The organism is Flavobacterium aciduliphilum (assembly GCF_003268855.1).
Classification (GTDB): Bacteria; Bacteroidota; Bacteroidia; order Flavobacteriales; family Flavobacteriaceae; genus Flavobacterium; species Flavobacterium aciduliphilum.
The window spans coordinates 23,038-41,403 of the sequence record NZ_QLSZ01000002.1 but is presented as its reverse complement, the minus strand read 5'-3'; the positions used below and the strand labels follow the sequence as shown (position 1 = coordinate 41,403).

Here is an 18,366-nt window from a genome sequence, read left to right as displayed (position 1 = left end):
CGGGTTTTTGTATAGATTATAGAAATCCATTAATAGAATTCCAATCGGTTGTCATCAATTTTAGCATCGTTTTTCAAGGCAGGGAAAATTCTACCAGAAGCTTGAGCATTGGCTGCTTTTACTTTATTGATGTAATCATCATATTTAGGAAGTTTTGGTGCTTTTGTAACTGTTTTTGTTTTCACTACATACACTCCTGAGTTTCCTTCAATTGGGGCAGATACTTTATTCATTGGTGTTCCAAAAGCGGCTCCTACTACTTTAGGCTCAGCTCCAACATTAGCTAACACTGAATTTTCTACTGAAGCCGCTGGTGCATTTTGAACCGTAGTCGCATTAGTTTTTGCGATTTCTTCTAATGTAGCCCCTTTCATTTTAGCCATTATTTTTTCAGCTTTTTTCTTATTTTTAATAATGCTTTCAACCATTGGTTTAGCATCTTCAACAGGCATTAATCCTTTTTCATTGATTTTTTTCAAACGCGCAATAATGTTACCCACATTTACTACTTCAAAACGCTTTACATCACCCACATTTGTATCTTCACTGTAAGCCCATTTAACGATTTGTCTTTGATTTCCAGCTACCCCAAACGCTTCATCCATTGCTTTTGCTTTTACTGGAGGATTAATAGTAAGTTTTGCTGCTTTAGCAACCGCTGCAAAATCTTTATTTTGCGCATCCATTTCAAATTGCGTCGCTTTCGTATAGATTTCATTTGATGTAGCATCAGAAGCTTCTATTTTTTGAGCAATTGTTGCTAAACGAATCGCATCTTGCTTATCTGTTACATTGATGATGTGATATCCAAATTCGGTTTCTACTAAACCAATTTTACCCACTGGGTTGTTGAATACAAAATCATTAAAAGGTTTTACCATTTGTCCTGGTTGAAAATATCCTAGATCTCCACCTTGTTGAGCTGAAGAATCATCTGAATTTGTTAAAGCCAACATCATAAAAGAACTTGGGTTAGCTTGTACTTGAGCTAACAAAGACTCAGCTTTAGCCTTAGCTTGTTCTTTAGTTCTTTTCTCTTTTTTGTTTGGCACTTTTGTTCCTTCCCAACTGATTAAGATATGACTTGCTTTAGCTTTAGCACCCGCTTTTCTTCCCATAGCTTTAGACAAACAATAGTATTTTCCATTGATATAAGGCCCATAGATTTCTCCAGCAGATAACGCAAATAACTTATCGGCGTGTTCAGCTGGCAAATCTTGTTTGGTTACATAAGTAGAATCATAAGGTTTGTCAGAATTTTCATTTACAAATTCAGCTACATTGGTTGCTGATTTAAAACTTGGCAACGTATCATTTTTACCCGTTTGACTGTTGTAAACCACGCTTCCTGACAATAATCCGTTCACTTTAGCTTTTACTTCTTCTTCATCTTTAGCAGAAGGTTTGTCTTCAATGAGAACATATTCAATTTCACGAGTTTCCTCTGCTTTAAATCTTTTTTCATTTTTCTTCATGTAATCCGTAACATCAGCGTCTGTTACTTTTACATCACTATCCTTAACAGTAGAATATAACACAGAAACGTAATCAAAATTTACTTTATCTGATTCTAATTTGTATTTGAACTCTCCATCTGCTTTTGTAGCATACATCCCTCCTTTGATCATAGCGCTATAGATTTGAAATTTAGCATTAATTTCAGCATCTTTTTGTCTATCCTCAAAAGCTTTGGCTTGCTCAGGATTGTTTTTGAAAAATTCTTTAAATTTGTTCAAATCAAATTTTCCTACTTGATTTAAAAATGTAGGGTTCTGTCCAATATTTGGATCTTTTTTAAACACTTCTATAATGCTATTTTCGCTACAACGAATGCCTGCTTTTTCTAATTGCTCATTCAACAAAGCGATTGCAACTTCTTGATCCCATACTTGATTTGCTGCTTGCGTTTGCGTCATAGGCTGCCCGTTTTGAGCGTTTTTCTCAACATTGGCTACTTTGATTCTAAATTGATCAAAAGAAATATCTTTTCCATTAATACTTCCTACATCTTTTGATTGACTTTTGAATCCTTTTGTAATCAAATCTTGAACAACAAAAGCCAACAAAGCAAATCCAATCGCTAGTAAAAGTAATCCTGAACGCTTTCTAATTTTTTGTAAAACTGCCATTTCTATTATGTTAATTTTTATTTTAGTTTGCGAAAATACAATTATCTGTGAAATAATTACAATAGTAACTCTAATTATTTATTGAAAAAGTTACATTTTTTTTCTTTAATCCGAAATTATCATTTTAACCACATCAATCTTATTGTTTGATGCGGCCTCAATTTCAAATAAAAAATTATCGATTCGAACTTGTTCCCCTTTTTGAGGAATTTCTTTGGAAGCATGAACTATAAAGCCCCCGAGAGTACTATATGAATCATCTTCTGGAAGATCCAATTTGTAGTTTTCATTAAGGTATTCCACTTCTAAACGAGCTGAAAAAAGAAAGGTATTTTCGGTTATTCTTTGTTCTATCAAACTGATATCATCGTCATGTTCATCTTCTATTTCACCGAAAAGTTCTTCAATAATATCTTCAACGGTTATTATTCCTGAGGTTCCTCCATACTCATCCAAGACCACTGCGACACTTTTCCTTTTTTTGGTTAGAATATTAAGCACATCTTTAATATAAATAGTCTCAGGTACAAATTCTACAGGAATCGTCACGGCCTTTATGTTTTTAGGCTTTTTAAACAATTCGAATGAATGTACATATCCCACAATATCGTCCAATGAATTTTGATACACAATGATTTTTGAATATCCCATACTTACAAAAAGTTCTTTCAATTCATCAATAGAACTATAGCTATCTATGGCGACCAATTCTGTTCTTGGTGTCATAATCTCTCGCGCTTTAACCCCAGAAAATTCGAGTGCGTTTTGAAATATTTGGATTTCAGAATCAACCTCTTCATGATTTTCTACTGCGCTCATTTGTTCACTTATAAAGCTACCTAGTTCTCCCTTACTAAAAAAAGCAGGCACATAATCGCCTTCTGTATTTAAGAACTTTTTTAAAATAAAATCGGAAATCCAAATAATAAATGAAGAGATGTAATTGAAAATAATATAAAAAAGATAACTTGGCAGTGCAAAAAACTTCATCAAACGATTGGCATAGACTTGAAAAAAAACTTTAGGTAAAAACTCGGCTGTAATTAAAACAACTAACGTTGACAACACCGTCTGAAAAAGCAAACTTGAAAAATTGGATAAATGAAAAGCATAAGACTCCATGATTTGGAGAATAAACTTACCCATATAAAATCCATAAATTACCATCGAAACATTGTTTCCCACCAACATTGTGGCGATAAATTTTGATGGTTTTTCGGTAATTTTGGCTAAGATTCTAGAAACGAAATTGTCCTGTTTTTTTTCTATCTCGAGAAAGATTTTATTGGAAGACACAAAGGCAATTTCCATTCCAGAAAAGAAAGCGCAGAGAAGTAAACATACTATGATTACTACAATTTCCATATCACATTAGTTGGATTGATTCTTCTTATCGCGTTCAGCAAATTTTTTAGCAAATCGATCTCTAAAGAAAAAAGTAAAAATGGCCAACCCAGCAAGTATTACACTTAACCATGGTTTTTCTTTATCATTCCATTTGGTTATGGCATCAATAATCATGATGATTCCAATGATTAAATAAAGGTATTTCGTTATGTTTAAATATTTCATATTTTAATTATTAGCTTGTACTTCTCCGGATACACTTTGAGAGTTGATGATTTTAAAATCTTTACTAAAATCTACACCTTCCCCATAGGAAACACCTTTAGGATCGGTAAATTTATAGCGCTTCTCGGTGTAAAACCATTCATTTTTCTTATCAAAATACAACTGGTCTGTTTCAAAAACCTGTCCAGTCTCGTTAGTTATTTTAACCTTTCCTCTTAAATCAATTATATTCGAATCTTTGAAAGACACTCCATAATTTGCTGTAACAAATGTTTTTCGTGCGTGATCATCATAAAGCGTTACGTTAACACCTTTAGGAAATTCAGTAAAAGGAAATTTAACCGTTGCATAATCTAACATTTTTGGGCTAACCAAAATAGATTTTATCTTACCCGAATCGGTGTACTTTATATTAATTGAATCGGCTTCTCCACTGGGGTTAAATTCTGAGAATGTGGATTTCTGAACTTCTTTGAAATTACCTTCGCAAGAACTCCATAAAACCACAAAAAAGAGTGTAAAAGAAAAAAAGAGTGTCTTTTTATGGCACATTCTCATACTAAATTAAAACTGAACTTTCTGATTAATCCAGCATCCCACTTTTATACTTTTGGGTTTTGTTTTTCCTTCAAAAGTAACTTTTTTCAAATATTCATCCGAGCTGGTTTTTGCTGTTTGTTTGAATCTTGGCTCTACCTCACCTGCTTTTAACACTGTATCTGAAGCTAGTTTATAAATTGCCTTTTTTTCATTGTCATTGGAAGCACATTCCTGTGCAGCGGCATCATAAAGATTGGCAAGAAATACATAATAAATTCCACTAGCGGGGTCATTAACAATTGCGTTTTGGATCATTTCAGCTGCTTTTGCTTTATCAGACAAGGCCAATATTGAAGCAATGGTATAACTTCTATTGGCTTTTTCTAATTTATTGTCTGACAATTCAATCGATTCTGTAAAAAACTTAATTGCTTCTTCTTGATTGGCTGATTTTAACTTGTAGGTAGCCATATAAAAGGCCGATTTTGAGGTAGCTTTAAGGGTATAATAAGCTTGAGCTACCGTTCCAAACATGGGTACATGAACACATTTCGTATACAAAACATTCGCAACCGCGCCCAACCACTGTTGATTCTTCTGATTGGCTGTAAAATTTTGGTTTACATAAGTATTCAAATCATCGCAAGTAATGACATTTTGCATCCAAGCTTCGATTCCCATTCTAACACGATCATATTCCGATTTTTGATTGACTTGCTTTTGGCTATTTTCTTCGATAAGACTTATAATATCACTATATTTTGACATCAAATCAGCAAACGATACTCCTTTTGCTTTGAATTGGTTGTAATAAAGTTCAAAATATAGGTAAATAGCTCTTGGGTTTGTAAAGGTGTTTTTTTGATTTTTAAACGCTAGGTTCAAATAGTTAAAAATTTCATCAGGTGTTCCGAGTTTATTTTCATGAAGAGCCATGGCCCTTTTTTCATTATTTCCATTTTGGTTTTGTGGAAAATATTGATCATACAAATCGAATAAGGCTAGCAAATCTCGAACTTTTTTCTCTTTTTCAGAAGCGTCAGAAGCTTCTACATTATATTGTAGAATTTTAGCCCCTAAAAGCACAACACTTTCATCCGATTTCGCACATGTTTTTTTTAATTCCAGCCAAGCATCATAGGCTTTTTGATACTCTTTATCATTAAAATATTGGTTGCATTGTTTTTGATTTTCTTTGCAAGAATCATTTTGACTCCATGTCAATTGAAAAAACAATAACCCAAACAAAAGTATCCCTATAGCTTTCATAAAATTATTTTTGATTAATCATATTTTCTTCTGATGAACCATCTGTCATTGAAAGACAATCCAATACTAAAATTCATGTAATTTTCTTTAACTAGTCCATTATTTTTTGTTCCTCTTGAGCCCAATTCAAATCCTAAGTTGATGTTTGAAAAGGTTCCTCTAAGAGGCATGCCTATACCTAAAGTAAGTGCGCTATCATTAATAGATTGATTATTAATGAGTAATCCTGTATTTTCATATCTAAATCCTCCTCTATAAGTTACTCGATGAAAATATTTGGTAAAAGATTTATAATTTGGTGTATAATAGCCTCCAAATGAAAATCTTTTTGCATTCTCAAAACTAACATTAGTAATATCATCATAACGATTTCCAAAATCACTAGATTGTTGTAGTATAACTTCCGAACCAACAAACCATTTTTTGGGATCACCGATACCTAGCCCAAAAGTAAACTTAGAAGGCAATCGCAACTTAGTACTTGGTACTGATACATCAATGGGATCACCCACAATAGCCTCTGCGGTTCCAGCTACTTGTACTGTCGCCAGTGTACGTGTATTGGCAACATTTACTTTGGCTTCTGGCGCATAAGTTATACTTGAAAACAAAGATACATTTTGATTAATTTTAGTATCGAAAGAGAATCCCGTATTAAAATTAACCCCATTAATAACAGAAGAGTTCACTTCTCTTGAGCCATATTGTATTTGAACACCATTGGCATCGTACATAACGGCAACATTTTTAGTGTCAATTTTTCCAAAATCATATTGTACATCGGCTCCAAAACGAAAATGCTTTGTAATCTGATACCCCAATCCAAAGAACACTTTGTTTAACCCACCATTACCCGTGTAATAATGTGTCGCATTGATATTGTTTTCCACAACAGAACTACTATTATAATACCCAACAGATGAATAGGGCAATAATCCAAACCCAAATCCAAATTTTTTGAACGGTATAGCAACGGCTAAATAATCTAGCGTTGTCCGTTGTGCTTTCTCATCTTGAGTGTCTGTATGTAATTTATTTGCCGTGAAAGAACCTCCTATGGTATAATTTATCAATTTTAAACCTGCATAAGAAGCGGGATTCAGTATATTAACATGAATACTATCTGGAACAACACCAACACCCCCAATAGATCTGTTTTCAACAGATCCTTTATATCTTACATCCCCTATACCATAAAAAGAATAAGGAGAGGAAGTGCTTTGTTGCGAAAAAGAGGCCAGAGAAAAAAGGAGTGTAATACTAAATATTAATTTTTTAATCATTGTAATTGAATTGAAAAATGAGATTCAAACTTTCCAATAGGAAATTTGGATTCGCAAATATGGTGTTTTTTAATCGTTCAGCCAAAAAAAGTGCATCGCCTCCCGTTAAAATTATGATAAAGTTATCATTTTTATTTAAAATTGCGTTAATAAAAGCATCTATTTCTGCAACAACTCCATGAACAACCCCCGAATGTATAGACTGACTAGTAGAGTTCCCTATGAGTTGTTGAGGAGATTCTAAAGCCAGTAACGGCAGTTTAGCAGTGTAATCGTGCAATGACTTATATCTTAGATTTATTCCTGGGGAAATTGCCCCTCCATAATACTTATTATTTGCATCAATAAAATCATACGTTATGCAAGTGCCTGCATCTATCACCAATCTATTCCTATCAGGAAATTTAAGTACGGCTCCAGCAGCTAAGATCATTCTATCTACCCCTAGCGTATGAGGTGTAGTGTATACATTTTCGAATGGAAATCGGGTTTCTCTTGACACATAATAGACTTTGATAACCTCACTGAGTTCTTCAAAATCATTTTTTTGCAATTGAGCCACAGAAGAAACTATAATATTTTCGATGGTTGGAAATTGGTCAAGAAAATATTTTAATAATTCTTTAAAATTCAAATAAGAAATTTCTTCCTTACGAATTAATGTATTCTGCTCAAAGACAGCTATTTTGATCAGAGTATTCCCTTCATCTATTGTTAATAGCATATGCTTATTGTTTAAAAGGCAAAATTACAAATAGATTTTTTTAAAAATTGTTTTGGATAAATTAAAAAACATTATATATTTGCACCCGCAATGAAGCACTAGAAAACGCTTTCTTAGTAATTTTTAAGGTTTCAAAGTAACGGTACCTTAGCTCAGATGGTAGAGCAATGGACTGAAAATCCATGTGTCCCTGGTTCGATCCCTGGAGGTACCACACAAACCCCTGAAAATAATTTCAGGGGTTTTTTGTTTTTATACAAAATTCAAGAAAATCTTATAAAAACAAAAAGAGACGCTAAAGCGTCTCTTTTTTTAAGTTGTAAAAGTATCAATTAGTTTTTGATAACTTTAGCTACACTAGTTTTTTGATTTACATCAGTAGCTTTTACGAAATAAATTCCTGTTTTTAACTCAGAAACATTATAGCTTTCAGAAGCTGTGAATGATTTAACAAGTTGACCAGCGATATTATACACTTCAACTTTAGCAAAGTCTCCATTAATTGTAAACATATCGTTTACAGGGTTTGGATATAATGTTAAATTATTTCTAGTAAATGAATCTGTTGCTAAGTTTCCAAAAGAATAAGCCCCTGTAGTTCTGTTAAATGAGATATCATAAACACCCGCAACAACAGGAATATTTCCAGCAGAAGTTGTAGCAATACCTGAAGGAAAATCAGTATCATTACCCCAAGCGATAGACCATGAATTGTTAGAACGGAATTTTAATCCTCCAGCTGTTAATGTAGCACTAGACAACGTAAAGTTAACCCCATTATCGGTTGTATTCATTGGAGTTTCAGTAGACCAACCTCCAGCAGTAGCATCACCAATAATAGCCACTGGTGTTACTGAGAACGAATAATCTAAAGTAGTTTTGTTGAATGTTACATTGTAATAACCCACTTGAACAGGGATCGCAGAAGCACTAGCTACTGCAGTTCCAGCTGGGTATGAAGAACCTCCATATGTTGAAGATGAAGTCACATTAGCAAAAGTCACACCTGGAGTTGACACATAAAAATCTGACATTGTATAACTAGTACCGTCAGAAGTATTCATATTTACCCCATTAATTTGCACCTGATCTACAGTTTGTTGCGTCAATACAAAAGAATAATCTCCAGTAATTCTATTGAAAGTAACTGTATAGATCCCTGGTGTTGTTGGGATGTTACTTGAAGAGTTCAAAGTTCCTGTTCCTGATGGGAATGCAGAACCACCCCAGTTATTTGCCCAAGAATTGTTTGATCTGAATTTAACAGAACCTGAATACAATTGAACATCAGTTAATGTAAAAGTAACTCCACCATCAGTAGAAACCATGTATACATCAGTACTCCAATCCGATACACCATCTCCAATTAACGCAACAGGTACTTGTACAAAGTTATACAACAAAGTGTTTTTATTAAAATCTACATTGTAAAACCCTGCTGTTAAAGGAATTGTAGCTCCTGAAGCAGTTGCTGTTCCTGAAGGAAAAGCAGTACCTCCCCAAGTTTGGTTAGTATTATTATCTTTTAAGAATTTTACACCATCAGCAGTGAATTGGTATTCGATTTTTTGATACGCAATACCATCTGTAGTAACCATATCTACACCAGGAGTAGCAAATGAATTGAATCCACCATAGAATCCAATGTGATCAAAGTTTGTTACAACAGTTTGAAAACTATAGTCCCCAGTAGTACGATTAAATGTTACATTGTATGTTCCAGCTGGTACTGGAATATTAGGTCCACCTCCAACACCAGTTCCTGATGGGAAGGCACTTGAACCCCAGTTTGTAGCCCAAGAAGCATCTTGTCTGAATTTTACACCTCCAGTAATCAAGAAAGTGTATTGTACTGTGTAGGTAGTGTTGTCAACGGTGTTCATTACCACATCACTTGCCCAACTGTTAAAATCCCCTATCAAGCCAATACTTTGAGCATTTGAGCTAAAAGACACTACTGACAAGAGTAACGCAAAAAATAGTTTTTTAATCATGATTTAAAAATTTAATTAATTTAACATTTATACTTCAACTTAAAAGTTGATTTTTTCTAGTACAATATAGTACTTATTCTTTAATAATTTTGAATTTTTTTTCGTTGTTATTAGAGTCATTACACTTCATTAAATAAATTCCTCTTTCTAAATTTTCGAGATTTATTTTATCAAATGCTTTCACATCTTCAAATTTTGAAATTAACTGACCCGTCATGTTAAAAATTTCGACATTTTTAACATCTGTATTAATCATCACTTCTGACACAACAGGATTGGGAGAAATACTCACAAAATCCATAGTGTTAAATGTTTGATTTTCTAATGCCGCTGATTGGTTTCCATATACTCTAAATCCCCCCGCTTCAATATTAATAGCTGCTGAAGTACTAGTAACATTTATAGTAGAATTATCCATTAGATTTACCCATGTACCTGTGTAAGGAAAATCTGGAGTTACATTCGTTGCAGAGGTATTAAAATTGGCAAGTACTACAACATTTTTCAATTGTGTAGAAGGAAGCGTGTTATCCCAAATGTAAATCCTTGGCAACAATAAGTTTCCAGCTGGACTTATAGCATAACTTCCATCAAAAACAGCATTTGTTTCTTTAAGTTGGTTTAGTTTGGCATATGTATTATACACATTTAATCTTTGTTGATCAGTATACCAAGTTGACCATTGGGGTTGTGGTTTAGTAGATAACTTACAATCCCCAGTTGTAGAATCGGTATCAGTATTTACTGTTCCGTCAGTACACGTAAAAATTGACTGCGTAGATCCTAATTCTCCAAATTGATAGATCATTTTTGGACCAGGCACTAAAATACTTGTAGCTGCAATAGCACATAATCTAGTTAATACATTAGATATATTTCCTGAAACACTAGACGCTCCATAAGAATTAGCCATATTACCAATTCGATCCTTATCGTGACTTTCAGGATATCCTAATAATCTTTTTGCTGTAAAACCTCTACTTGAACTACCCATGCGAGAAATATCCGCTCCAGTTGAATATCCCATAGCCAATTGACCATAAGCATAATTCATTTCTCCCCACATCATCACCCCTTTGCTTGGTGTTTCATTTATTCTGTAATTGGCCCATTGCTGTTCTTCACTATCGATTCCTAAATGCTCAAAAATAACGTAATGATATGGATCTAAAGACCAAGCATAATCAGCATATTCTTTTAAAACATCTACTCTATCTTGCAAGTAACCATTTGTACACGCATCATTTCCGCTACTACAAGATTGGGTAAAACCTTTTGTTAAATCCCAACGGAATCCATCTATTTTAAATTCTTGAATCCATTGTTTTATAACTCTTTTTGTATAATATTTCGTATATGTAGATGAATGATTAAAATCGGATCCGACACCATAGCTATGCTTTGCATATTCATTAAAGTAAGGGTTGTCATTAGCTGGATCTCCCCAACCATCACCGTCAGAATCTTTCATCCACATGCGAACCATTGGATTTCTCCCAAACGCATGATTTAATGCCACATCTAAAATAACAGCAATTCCGTTTTGGTGACACAAATCTACCAATTCCTTTAATTTTGCAGCTGGTCCATAAAATTTATCTAAAGCTAAATGATAACATGGATTATACCCCCATCCTTCATTTCCTTCATACTCCATTAAAGGCATAAGCTCTATAGCATTGATATTTAAATCCTTAAGATAGCTAATTTTATCAATTAAATCTTGATAAGTTCTTTTAGAATTAAAATCTCTAATAAGCGCCTCATAAACCACCAAATGATCTTTGCTTGGTTTAACAAAATTTGTTGTTGCAGAACTCCACGGATATGTTGTCTGACCCGTTTGTAGAACAGTTACCTCACGTTCTTGTCCTGCTGGGTAAGTAGGAATGTTAGGGTATGAGGTAGCTGGAATCCAAGGATCATCAAATGGCGAAAGCACTAATGTAGAATATGGATCTGCTGTTTTTACTAGTTTTGGCGAGCCTTGAGCCGTATTTGGAGTTTGGTCTCCTACCCAATATTGGTAGGTATAAACTATTCCTGAAGTAAGACCCGATAATTCCAACCAAAATTTACTTGTGGTAGGGTCTTGCTTCATAACATAGGTATTATTAGGTTGCCAACTATTAAAACTACCTGCCACATAAACAAAATCTTTACCTGGTGCAGTTAACACTAATGTTGCTTTTGTTGGATCGCTCGAATTATAGTTAATACCATCTTCCATACCTGACGGTAATGCAGCACTTACAACTGTAGGATTAACTAGTGCCATAAACTTATACGTAAATGTTACGGATCCCAAAGTTACCGTTAATGTATAAAATTTGTTTGAAGTAATATTTGTTTGTGTATAAGAAAAAGTACTTCCAGTATAGCCGTTTAAAAAAGACCCATTTGCTAATAATGTATAATTTGCACTCCCTCCTGTATTTGTTGCTGAAATCGTCAAACTAGAACCTGATACTAAAAATGTTGTACTATTCGCTGCAGGTGCAGTTAAATTAGCTTGAAATGATCCAACATTAACAAAAATATCTGAAGACTGAGCAGTTCCTGCAGCATTTCTAAAAACAACACAAATTTTAGTAATTGAGCTTGTTGTTGCCACACCAAAGTAGGTATATAAATCAGGTGTAATATCTAACTTATATACATTTCCAGAAACCAAAGTTAAAGCAGGTTGTGTGGTGTTATTACCCCAAGTACCAATAACATTTGACCAGTTTGTACCATTAACTGTTACACCAATATGAGCATAAATTGTACCCGTATAGGATGCTAAAGGGGTACCTGTTTTGTCAAAATTTAATGTAACCGATTGAGTAGCCTCAAATGGACTTGGCGATGTAGTAACTTGTGCAAAACAATTTGCAGAAACAACGAAAACAAATAATAATAAAATCTTTTTCATAGCTTTGTTTAATTAGTTTTTATTGCTCTCAAATTGTAATTAGCAGAATTTCTCAAATCTAAAATAATTGTATAAACTCCTGGTATTGTAACTGTAAAATTGGCTGCACCAAATTTAAGCTTATTTTTAATCATGGCACTAGAATTATCAGAATTAATCAAGGTTGTTATGGTATTATCAATACCGAAACGCTCTAATTTAGAACCATCCGCTGAACTTAAATTTTTAACTTGTACATACATAGAACCTGCACTTAGAGAAATATTTTCACCAACATACATTCTATAGAAAGGTGAGGCAGGATCAGTTACATACGTTAATGCTTTTGCGACATTACTTGTAGCTATACCAGTCACAGACATTGTGCGTTTTAGTATCACATATTCATTACTAGTCCAATTCACTTTTACAAAATAAGAACCAGCGGCAGGTGATGGTGGAGATATTACATTACCTGTTGAGACATCTGTTGAAGCTGCTAATGTACCTGGCGTTGATACTCCAATAGCACCAGAAGTATTTCCAAATGGGATTGGAGGATCTGCTGAGTCATTCACCCCTATTACAGCAGTTCCTGTATATGCTGTTCCTACTCCTTTAATATTTAATTCTGTATCTGTTGGATTTGCAAATTTAAATTTTGGCAAAGCATTGTTCATATATACAAATCCCTCATAAATACCATTGTTTTTTGAAGAATAAATTATAGGAGAGTTTGAAGTCCCTAAAGTATTAATATCCCAATCAGCGAATGAACTTGCGGCTCCGAAATTTCCAAATACATACAATTTTGCTGCTTCATCAATAGGGTCATATACATTACTATTTATTATATTCGTTTGAGTATAAGCTTTTAATCCATTAGAAGAAGAATCTAATTGTCCAGCAGGTTTCCCAAAAATTCTTACCTTAAAAGATGAAACAGAACCAATATTTGCTCCCAAAGCTTTCAACTTTAAATTTAAATTTGTTGTACTCACATCAACTTGGTGAGTGGTATTCGAATTTTCAGAATAGGTTCCTAACCCAATAACTTGAGGAACAACACCATCAGAATCAAAGCTATCAGATGATTTTATTATTTGCAGAGAATAAACAACTGAAGCATCATATCCAAAATCTAATGAAGACCACTTAACTGTCATCGCAGTTGCAGTATATGTATTTGGATTTAACACAAGTGTTGATCCGTCACTTGGTGAAATCAAGTTAGGATTTGCAATATTACTCGCATTTGGATTATTCATATCCTTATCACATGAGTTCAATCCCATTAGCACTATACTAATAAGAAATACATTTTTTATAATATTTTTCATTTCTTTCATTTTTTAAAAAAATAATTAACTTTAGTATCCTGGATTTTGAACCAATAAACTATTAGAATGCAACTCTTTATTTGGAATTGGATAAATTAACACATGATCGTCAACCGAAATTCCCGCTTGATATCCACCTTTCCATTCCCAATTATAAGCATCTTTATATTTACCCAAACGAATTAAATCCTGTCTTCTATGTCCTTCCCAATACAATTCCTTAGCTCTTTCTTTAAGGAAAAACGTAGCTGGGTCAGCAGTGATTTCTGACATTGTTGCAGGTGTTACACCTGATCTACTTCTTAAAGTATTTATATATGATAATCCTGTACTGTTACTTCCTTTACCATTAACAAAAGCCAATTCTGCATACATTAAATATGCATCACCCATTCTAAACATAGGAAAATCTGTATCCGGAAAATCTGTACTTTGTCCACTAGTACCATCAGCTCTTTTGTTAGAAAATTTGATTAATTTTTTACCTTGAGTAAAGACTGAATAGTTACTTATACTTGCTGGATCGGTATTTCCTGGCACATATGTTACACGAGAATCAGTGCCAACAGACTCTGTAAATTCTTTTCTAGTTCTAAATCCTTGCCATCCATTTGAAATACCTAAAGATGCAGCCGTTGCATTATCACAAGAACCATGAATCAAATATGTTGTTCCTCCCCATGTTTGTGTTTTTAAACCATCGAAACAAATTGGAAAAATTATTTCATTTTGAGCACCATTTGAATTATTATCTGCCTTAAACAAGTTTGGATAAGGAATATTAGCAATTGTGTAACCAGAATTAATCACTAAATTTACTGCGTCTAAAGCCTCTTGACTTCTATCTACACCCGTGTAAACTTTCGAATTCATTAAAACTTTTGATTTCAACATCCAAGCAGCTGCTTTATCTGCTCTCCCATATTCATTCATCTTTGCGTCTACTAAATCTGTATTTATAGCATCCAATTCATTTATAATGTAATCAAAAATAAAAGTTCTTGGTTTCATAGGAGGTGGTGTACCCAGATAATCTGCTTCAGTACCAAAAGGAAGAGAACCAAAAATATCCATACCATGATAATACGACAATGCTCTCAAGAAACGAACTTCGGCTCTATAATGAACTATCTCAGCACGTAATTCTGGTGTAACTCCTCTTGAGTCAAGTTTTGCATCAGTAGTTTCTCTCAAAAATTCGTTACAAAGACATATTTGATAGAAAATTCTAGCAAAAAAAGCTTCTGTAAAAACGTTATCAGCGTTCCAAGTGTTTAGATTTAAATCTTTAAGAGTTGGATCTCCCCATGCAATAATCGCCTCATCTGTTGGCAATTCTTGCAACTGCCAATATCCTCTTAAATATTGAGAAAAACCTTCATCTACAGTACCCGGACCTGAACCTAAATCGGAATCACCAGCTGGTGCATTCTGACCAGTTACTGCTAAACCAGCATAAATTTTAGCCAAATATTGTTTATATGAAGCTGGATTACTAAAAAACTGTTCAGATGTAAACTCATCATCATCCTTTGGAGCAATATCCAAACTACAAGAGTTTAACATGAATAAGGCTGTTAGCAATACTAAAACCTTAAATTTATAATTATTTTTTTTCATTTTTTAATACATTAAAAAGTAACATTAGCACCTAACATATACATTCTAGCTCTTGGAAAAATTCCAGAATCGACTCCATTATTAAAACCATTAACTTCTGGATCAATGTTTTTGTATTTTGTAATAGTCAACACATTCTGAACACCTGTATAAAATCTCAATCCTGTTTTATCTCCAAAAATCTTATTAAATCGATATCCTAAAGTGACATTGTTCAATTTTAAGAAAGAACCATTTTTAATATAATAATCGGATTCTTTACTAGAATTAATTTTTGCAAAATTAGAGTCACTATAGCTCACAGGCGAGTTATTCAAAGTGTTACTTTGTGGATTCACAATAACATCTGCTGCCGATCTTCCAGAAGAAATGTTGTCATAAATATAATTTCCAATACTTGCTTTCCACGCCATTGAAAAATCCCAATTTTGATAAATTGTTGCATTTACCATAAATCCCATAATCACGTCTGCTTGAGGTTTTTTGTAGTTATATTTATCTTTACTATCAATTACCCCGTCATGATTTCTATCAACAAAAACCCCTTCAATTGGTTTTCCATTTGCATCATAAACTTGTTCATACACCCAAAAAGAATAAGGTGCTAAACCAATTTTATGAATTTCAGTATATTGTTGTAAACCAATCCCTCCTACTAACAATTCATCAGAAAATAAATCTCCAATTTTTAATTTGTTATAGGTTATGTTGTAATTTATGCTTAAATCAAAGTTTTTCTTTTTTACAGCATTATAGTTGACAGAAAAATCAATACCTTTCGATTCAAATTCTCCAATATTTCTATACCCATAAATTCTTAAATTCTGCAAAGCTCCTTCTGCTACTTGAGAGAACAAATCATAGGTTTTAGACAGATAAACATCGGTTGTGATTTTTAATCTATTGTTAAACAATCCTAAATCCAATCCTACATTATATTTTTTACTACTTTCCCACTTCAAGTTTTCATTATAACCTTGAGGTTTTGAAATAATAATAAAATCATTACCAAATTGATAATAGTTATTGTTTGAAGTACTATAGCGTTTAAACCAATCATATGCTACAGGAATATCTTGTTGACCTACCTCTCCATACCCCAAACGTAATTTTAATTCGGATATTGATTTGATATCTTTCATAAAATTTTCTTGGTTAATCTTCCATGCAAAAGCATAACCTAAATAACTTTTATATTTATTTACAGGCGAAATTCTAGAAGAACCATCTCTTCTGTAATTTGCGGTTAACAAATACTTATCATTATATCCAAGATTAACACGACCAAATACTGCGTTTAATTTATTTCCAGGATCAGTATAAACATCTGAAGCTTTAACTTCTGAATAAACATCATTTAACACTCCATAAACATAAGCATTTTTATTTCCTGAATAGTAACTATTTGAATTAAATTCTTGATAATTATACCCAACAATTGCATCTAAGTTAAACTTATTAAATTTTTTAGCATAATCTAATTGATAACTCACGTTTTTGTTTGTACTATGCCACCATGTTGTTTGATAATATCCAATAGGCAATAATTGTGAAGAATTATTTATAACTATTGGTTGCCATCCTATTCTTGCATTTGGATTTGTGGTCACAGATCCATCTCCATTAGTAATATCGATACCTCCGTTAAAAATAAACTTTAATTCAGGAAGAAAATGAAATTTGTATTCCATATTCAAATTTCCAAAAAAACGATTATTATTAGATATATCTCTTTTTTCCAGCAATAGCGCAACAGGATTTGAATTACCATTAGGATAAATTGACCCTGGATTAGGACCTGGCGTAGTCCATTCAGTATATCCCGCAAAAATTGAATTTGAATCATATACAGGTCTAGTCGGGTCAGCAGAAATAGCACTTCCAATAGCTCCTTCATCAGCACTTCTTCTAAAGGCGTAAGAATAGTTTGCGGTTATATTAAATTTTAAATGGTCTTTTAAAAAACTAGGATTTAAAGAAGTTGAAACCGTAGTTCTTTTGTAATTTGATGTTAAAAGTATTCCATTGTTATCTGTATTACTAATAGATAGCCTTGACGGCAACACTCCTCCAATATTCCCAGACATGGATAAACTTACATCGGAAGTAAAAGATGGCTTAAATATTTCTTTTTGCCAGTCTGTATTGCCATTCGACAACAAATTTGTTGCAGATGGATTTATTGAAGCCACAAGATTCCTAAATTCGTCTGCAGAATATACATCTATTTTTTTTGCTAACGTATTGTATGTAGTAAATGTATTAAAATCTACTTGAAGCCCTTTCTTTGTTCCTTTTTTTGTAGTAATAATAATTACCCCATTAGAACCTCTGTTTCCATATATTGCCGAAGCTGAAGCGTCTTTCAAAATTGAAAAACTCTCAATATCATTAGGATTCACAGAAGTAATATCACCAGTAATTGGCAATCCATCTACAACAATCAAAGCATTGTTACTAGCTGATAAAGAAGAACCTCCTCGAATTGTAATATTACCTCCATTTCCTGGTGTCCCTGAGCCTGTTATAACAACTCCAGCTGCTCTTCCATCTAACAAACCTTCAACTGTGGTAATTGCCCCTTTGTTAAAATCTTTATTTGTAATTACAGCTACTGAACCCGTAGCATCTTTCTTTTTCACAGAACCATACCCCACTTGAACCACGACTTCTTGAAGTGTATTGGCTTCTTCATCCAAACTCACCACAACTTCTTTCTGTCCTTTATAGGTTACCATTTCATTTTTATATCCTATGTAACTGAATTTTATTACATTCCCATTTTGAAGCTTTACCAACTTAAATTTACCATCTAAATCTGTAGTGGTACTTTGCTGTGCTCCTTGAGTTACTATTACATTCACACCCGGTATGGCTTTCTTTGTCTTTGCATCAACCACTGTTCCTTCCAGTGTTTGAGCAAAAACCCCAAAGGGCAGAATTAATAATAAATATAACAATTTTTTATAAATTGTTTTCATAAATTTTGTTTAGGTTAA

12 protein-coding genes and 1 tRNA gene are annotated in these 18,366 nt (G+C 33.2%); 1 reads left to right on the top strand and 12 read right to left on the bottom strand.

The genetic code is table 11. The annotated features are described in order from the left end of the window. Window positions 1-29 precede the first annotated feature (29 nt). From CLV55_RS02935 to CLV55_RS02905, 7 genes are all read right to left on the bottom strand, one after another. Window positions 30-2,129: a peptidylprolyl isomerase gene (locus tag CLV55_RS02935; protein ID WP_112112256.1), complete on the bottom strand. Its 2,100-nt coding sequence runs from the start codon at window positions 2,127-2,129 to the stop codon at window positions 30-32. 105 nt (window positions 2,130-2,234) lie between these two features. Next, window positions 2,235-3,494, bottom strand: coding sequence for a hemolysin family protein (locus tag CLV55_RS02930; RefSeq protein ID WP_112112255.1), 1,260 nt, complete (start codon window positions 3,492-3,494; stop codon window positions 2,235-2,237). Between the two features lie 6 nt (window positions 3,495-3,500). Beyond that, entirely contained in the window at window positions 3,501-3,701 is a 201-nt protein-coding gene (locus CLV55_RS02925) for a hypothetical protein (protein ID WP_112112254.1), read from the bottom strand. 3 nt (window positions 3,702-3,704) lie between these two features. Beyond that, entirely contained in the window at window positions 3,705-4,253 is a 549-nt protein-coding gene (gene lptC, locus CLV55_RS02920) for an LPS export ABC transporter periplasmic protein LptC (RefSeq protein WP_317048363.1), read from the bottom strand. A 12-nt stretch (window positions 4,254-4,265) separates the two neighbouring features. Beyond that, complete coding sequence (locus tag CLV55_RS02915) at window positions 4,266-5,510, bottom strand: hypothetical protein (RefSeq protein ID WP_112112252.1); 1,245 nt, start codon at window positions 5,508-5,510, stop codon at window positions 4,266-4,268. Between the two features lie 14 nt (window positions 5,511-5,524). Then, window positions 5,525-6,793, bottom strand: a complete 1,269-nt coding sequence (locus tag CLV55_RS02910) for a hypothetical protein (protein ID WP_112112251.1) — start codon at window positions 6,791-6,793, stop codon at window positions 5,525-5,527. Next, window positions 6,786-7,517, bottom strand: a complete 732-nt coding sequence (locus tag CLV55_RS02905) for a type III pantothenate kinase (RefSeq protein ID WP_112112250.1) — start codon at window positions 7,515-7,517, stop codon at window positions 6,786-6,788. Before CLV55_RS02905 ends, CLV55_RS02910 begins: the two co-directional genes overlap by 8 nt. Window positions 7,518-7,658: 141 nt before the next feature. Here CLV55_RS02905 and CLV55_RS02900 point away from each other — a divergent pair. Beyond that, window positions 7,659-7,731: transfer RNA gene (locus CLV55_RS02900), tRNA-Phe, on the top strand. A gap of 118 nt (window positions 7,732-7,849) precedes the next feature. Here CLV55_RS02900 and CLV55_RS02895 read toward each other — a convergent pair. The 5 genes from CLV55_RS02895 to CLV55_RS02875 all read right to left on the bottom strand — a co-directional run bounded on the left by CLV55_RS02895 (window position 7,850) and on the right by CLV55_RS02875 (window position 18,348). Next, window positions 7,850-9,511 (bottom strand): T9SS type A sorting domain-containing protein, encoded by a 1,662-nt coding sequence (locus CLV55_RS02895; protein ID WP_112112249.1) that lies wholly within the window; start codon window positions 9,509-9,511, stop codon window positions 7,850-7,852. A gap of 73 nt (window positions 9,512-9,584) precedes the next feature. Next, on the bottom strand, window positions 9,585-12,428 hold the full coding sequence (locus CLV55_RS02890) for an alpha-amylase family glycosyl hydrolase (RefSeq protein WP_112112248.1): 2,844 nt from the start codon (window positions 12,426-12,428) through the stop codon (window positions 9,585-9,587). Between the two features lie 8 nt (window positions 12,429-12,436). Continuing rightward, complete coding sequence (locus CLV55_RS02885; protein ID WP_158527012.1) at window positions 12,437-13,747, bottom strand: SusE domain-containing protein; 1,311 nt, start codon at window positions 13,745-13,747, stop codon at window positions 12,437-12,439. Between the two features lie 30 nt (window positions 13,748-13,777). Then, window positions 13,778-15,367 carry a RagB/SusD family nutrient uptake outer membrane protein gene (locus CLV55_RS02880; protein ID WP_112112246.1) on the bottom strand — a complete coding sequence of 530 codons (1,590 nt, stop codon included), beginning with the start codon at window positions 15,365-15,367 and terminating at the stop codon, window positions 13,778-13,780. An 11-nt stretch (window positions 15,368-15,378) separates the two neighbouring features. Further along, window positions 15,379-18,348, bottom strand: a complete 2,970-nt coding sequence (locus CLV55_RS02875) for a SusC/RagA family TonB-linked outer membrane protein (protein WP_112112245.1) — start codon at window positions 18,346-18,348, stop codon at window positions 15,379-15,381. Window positions 18,349-18,366: the final 18 nt, after the last annotated feature.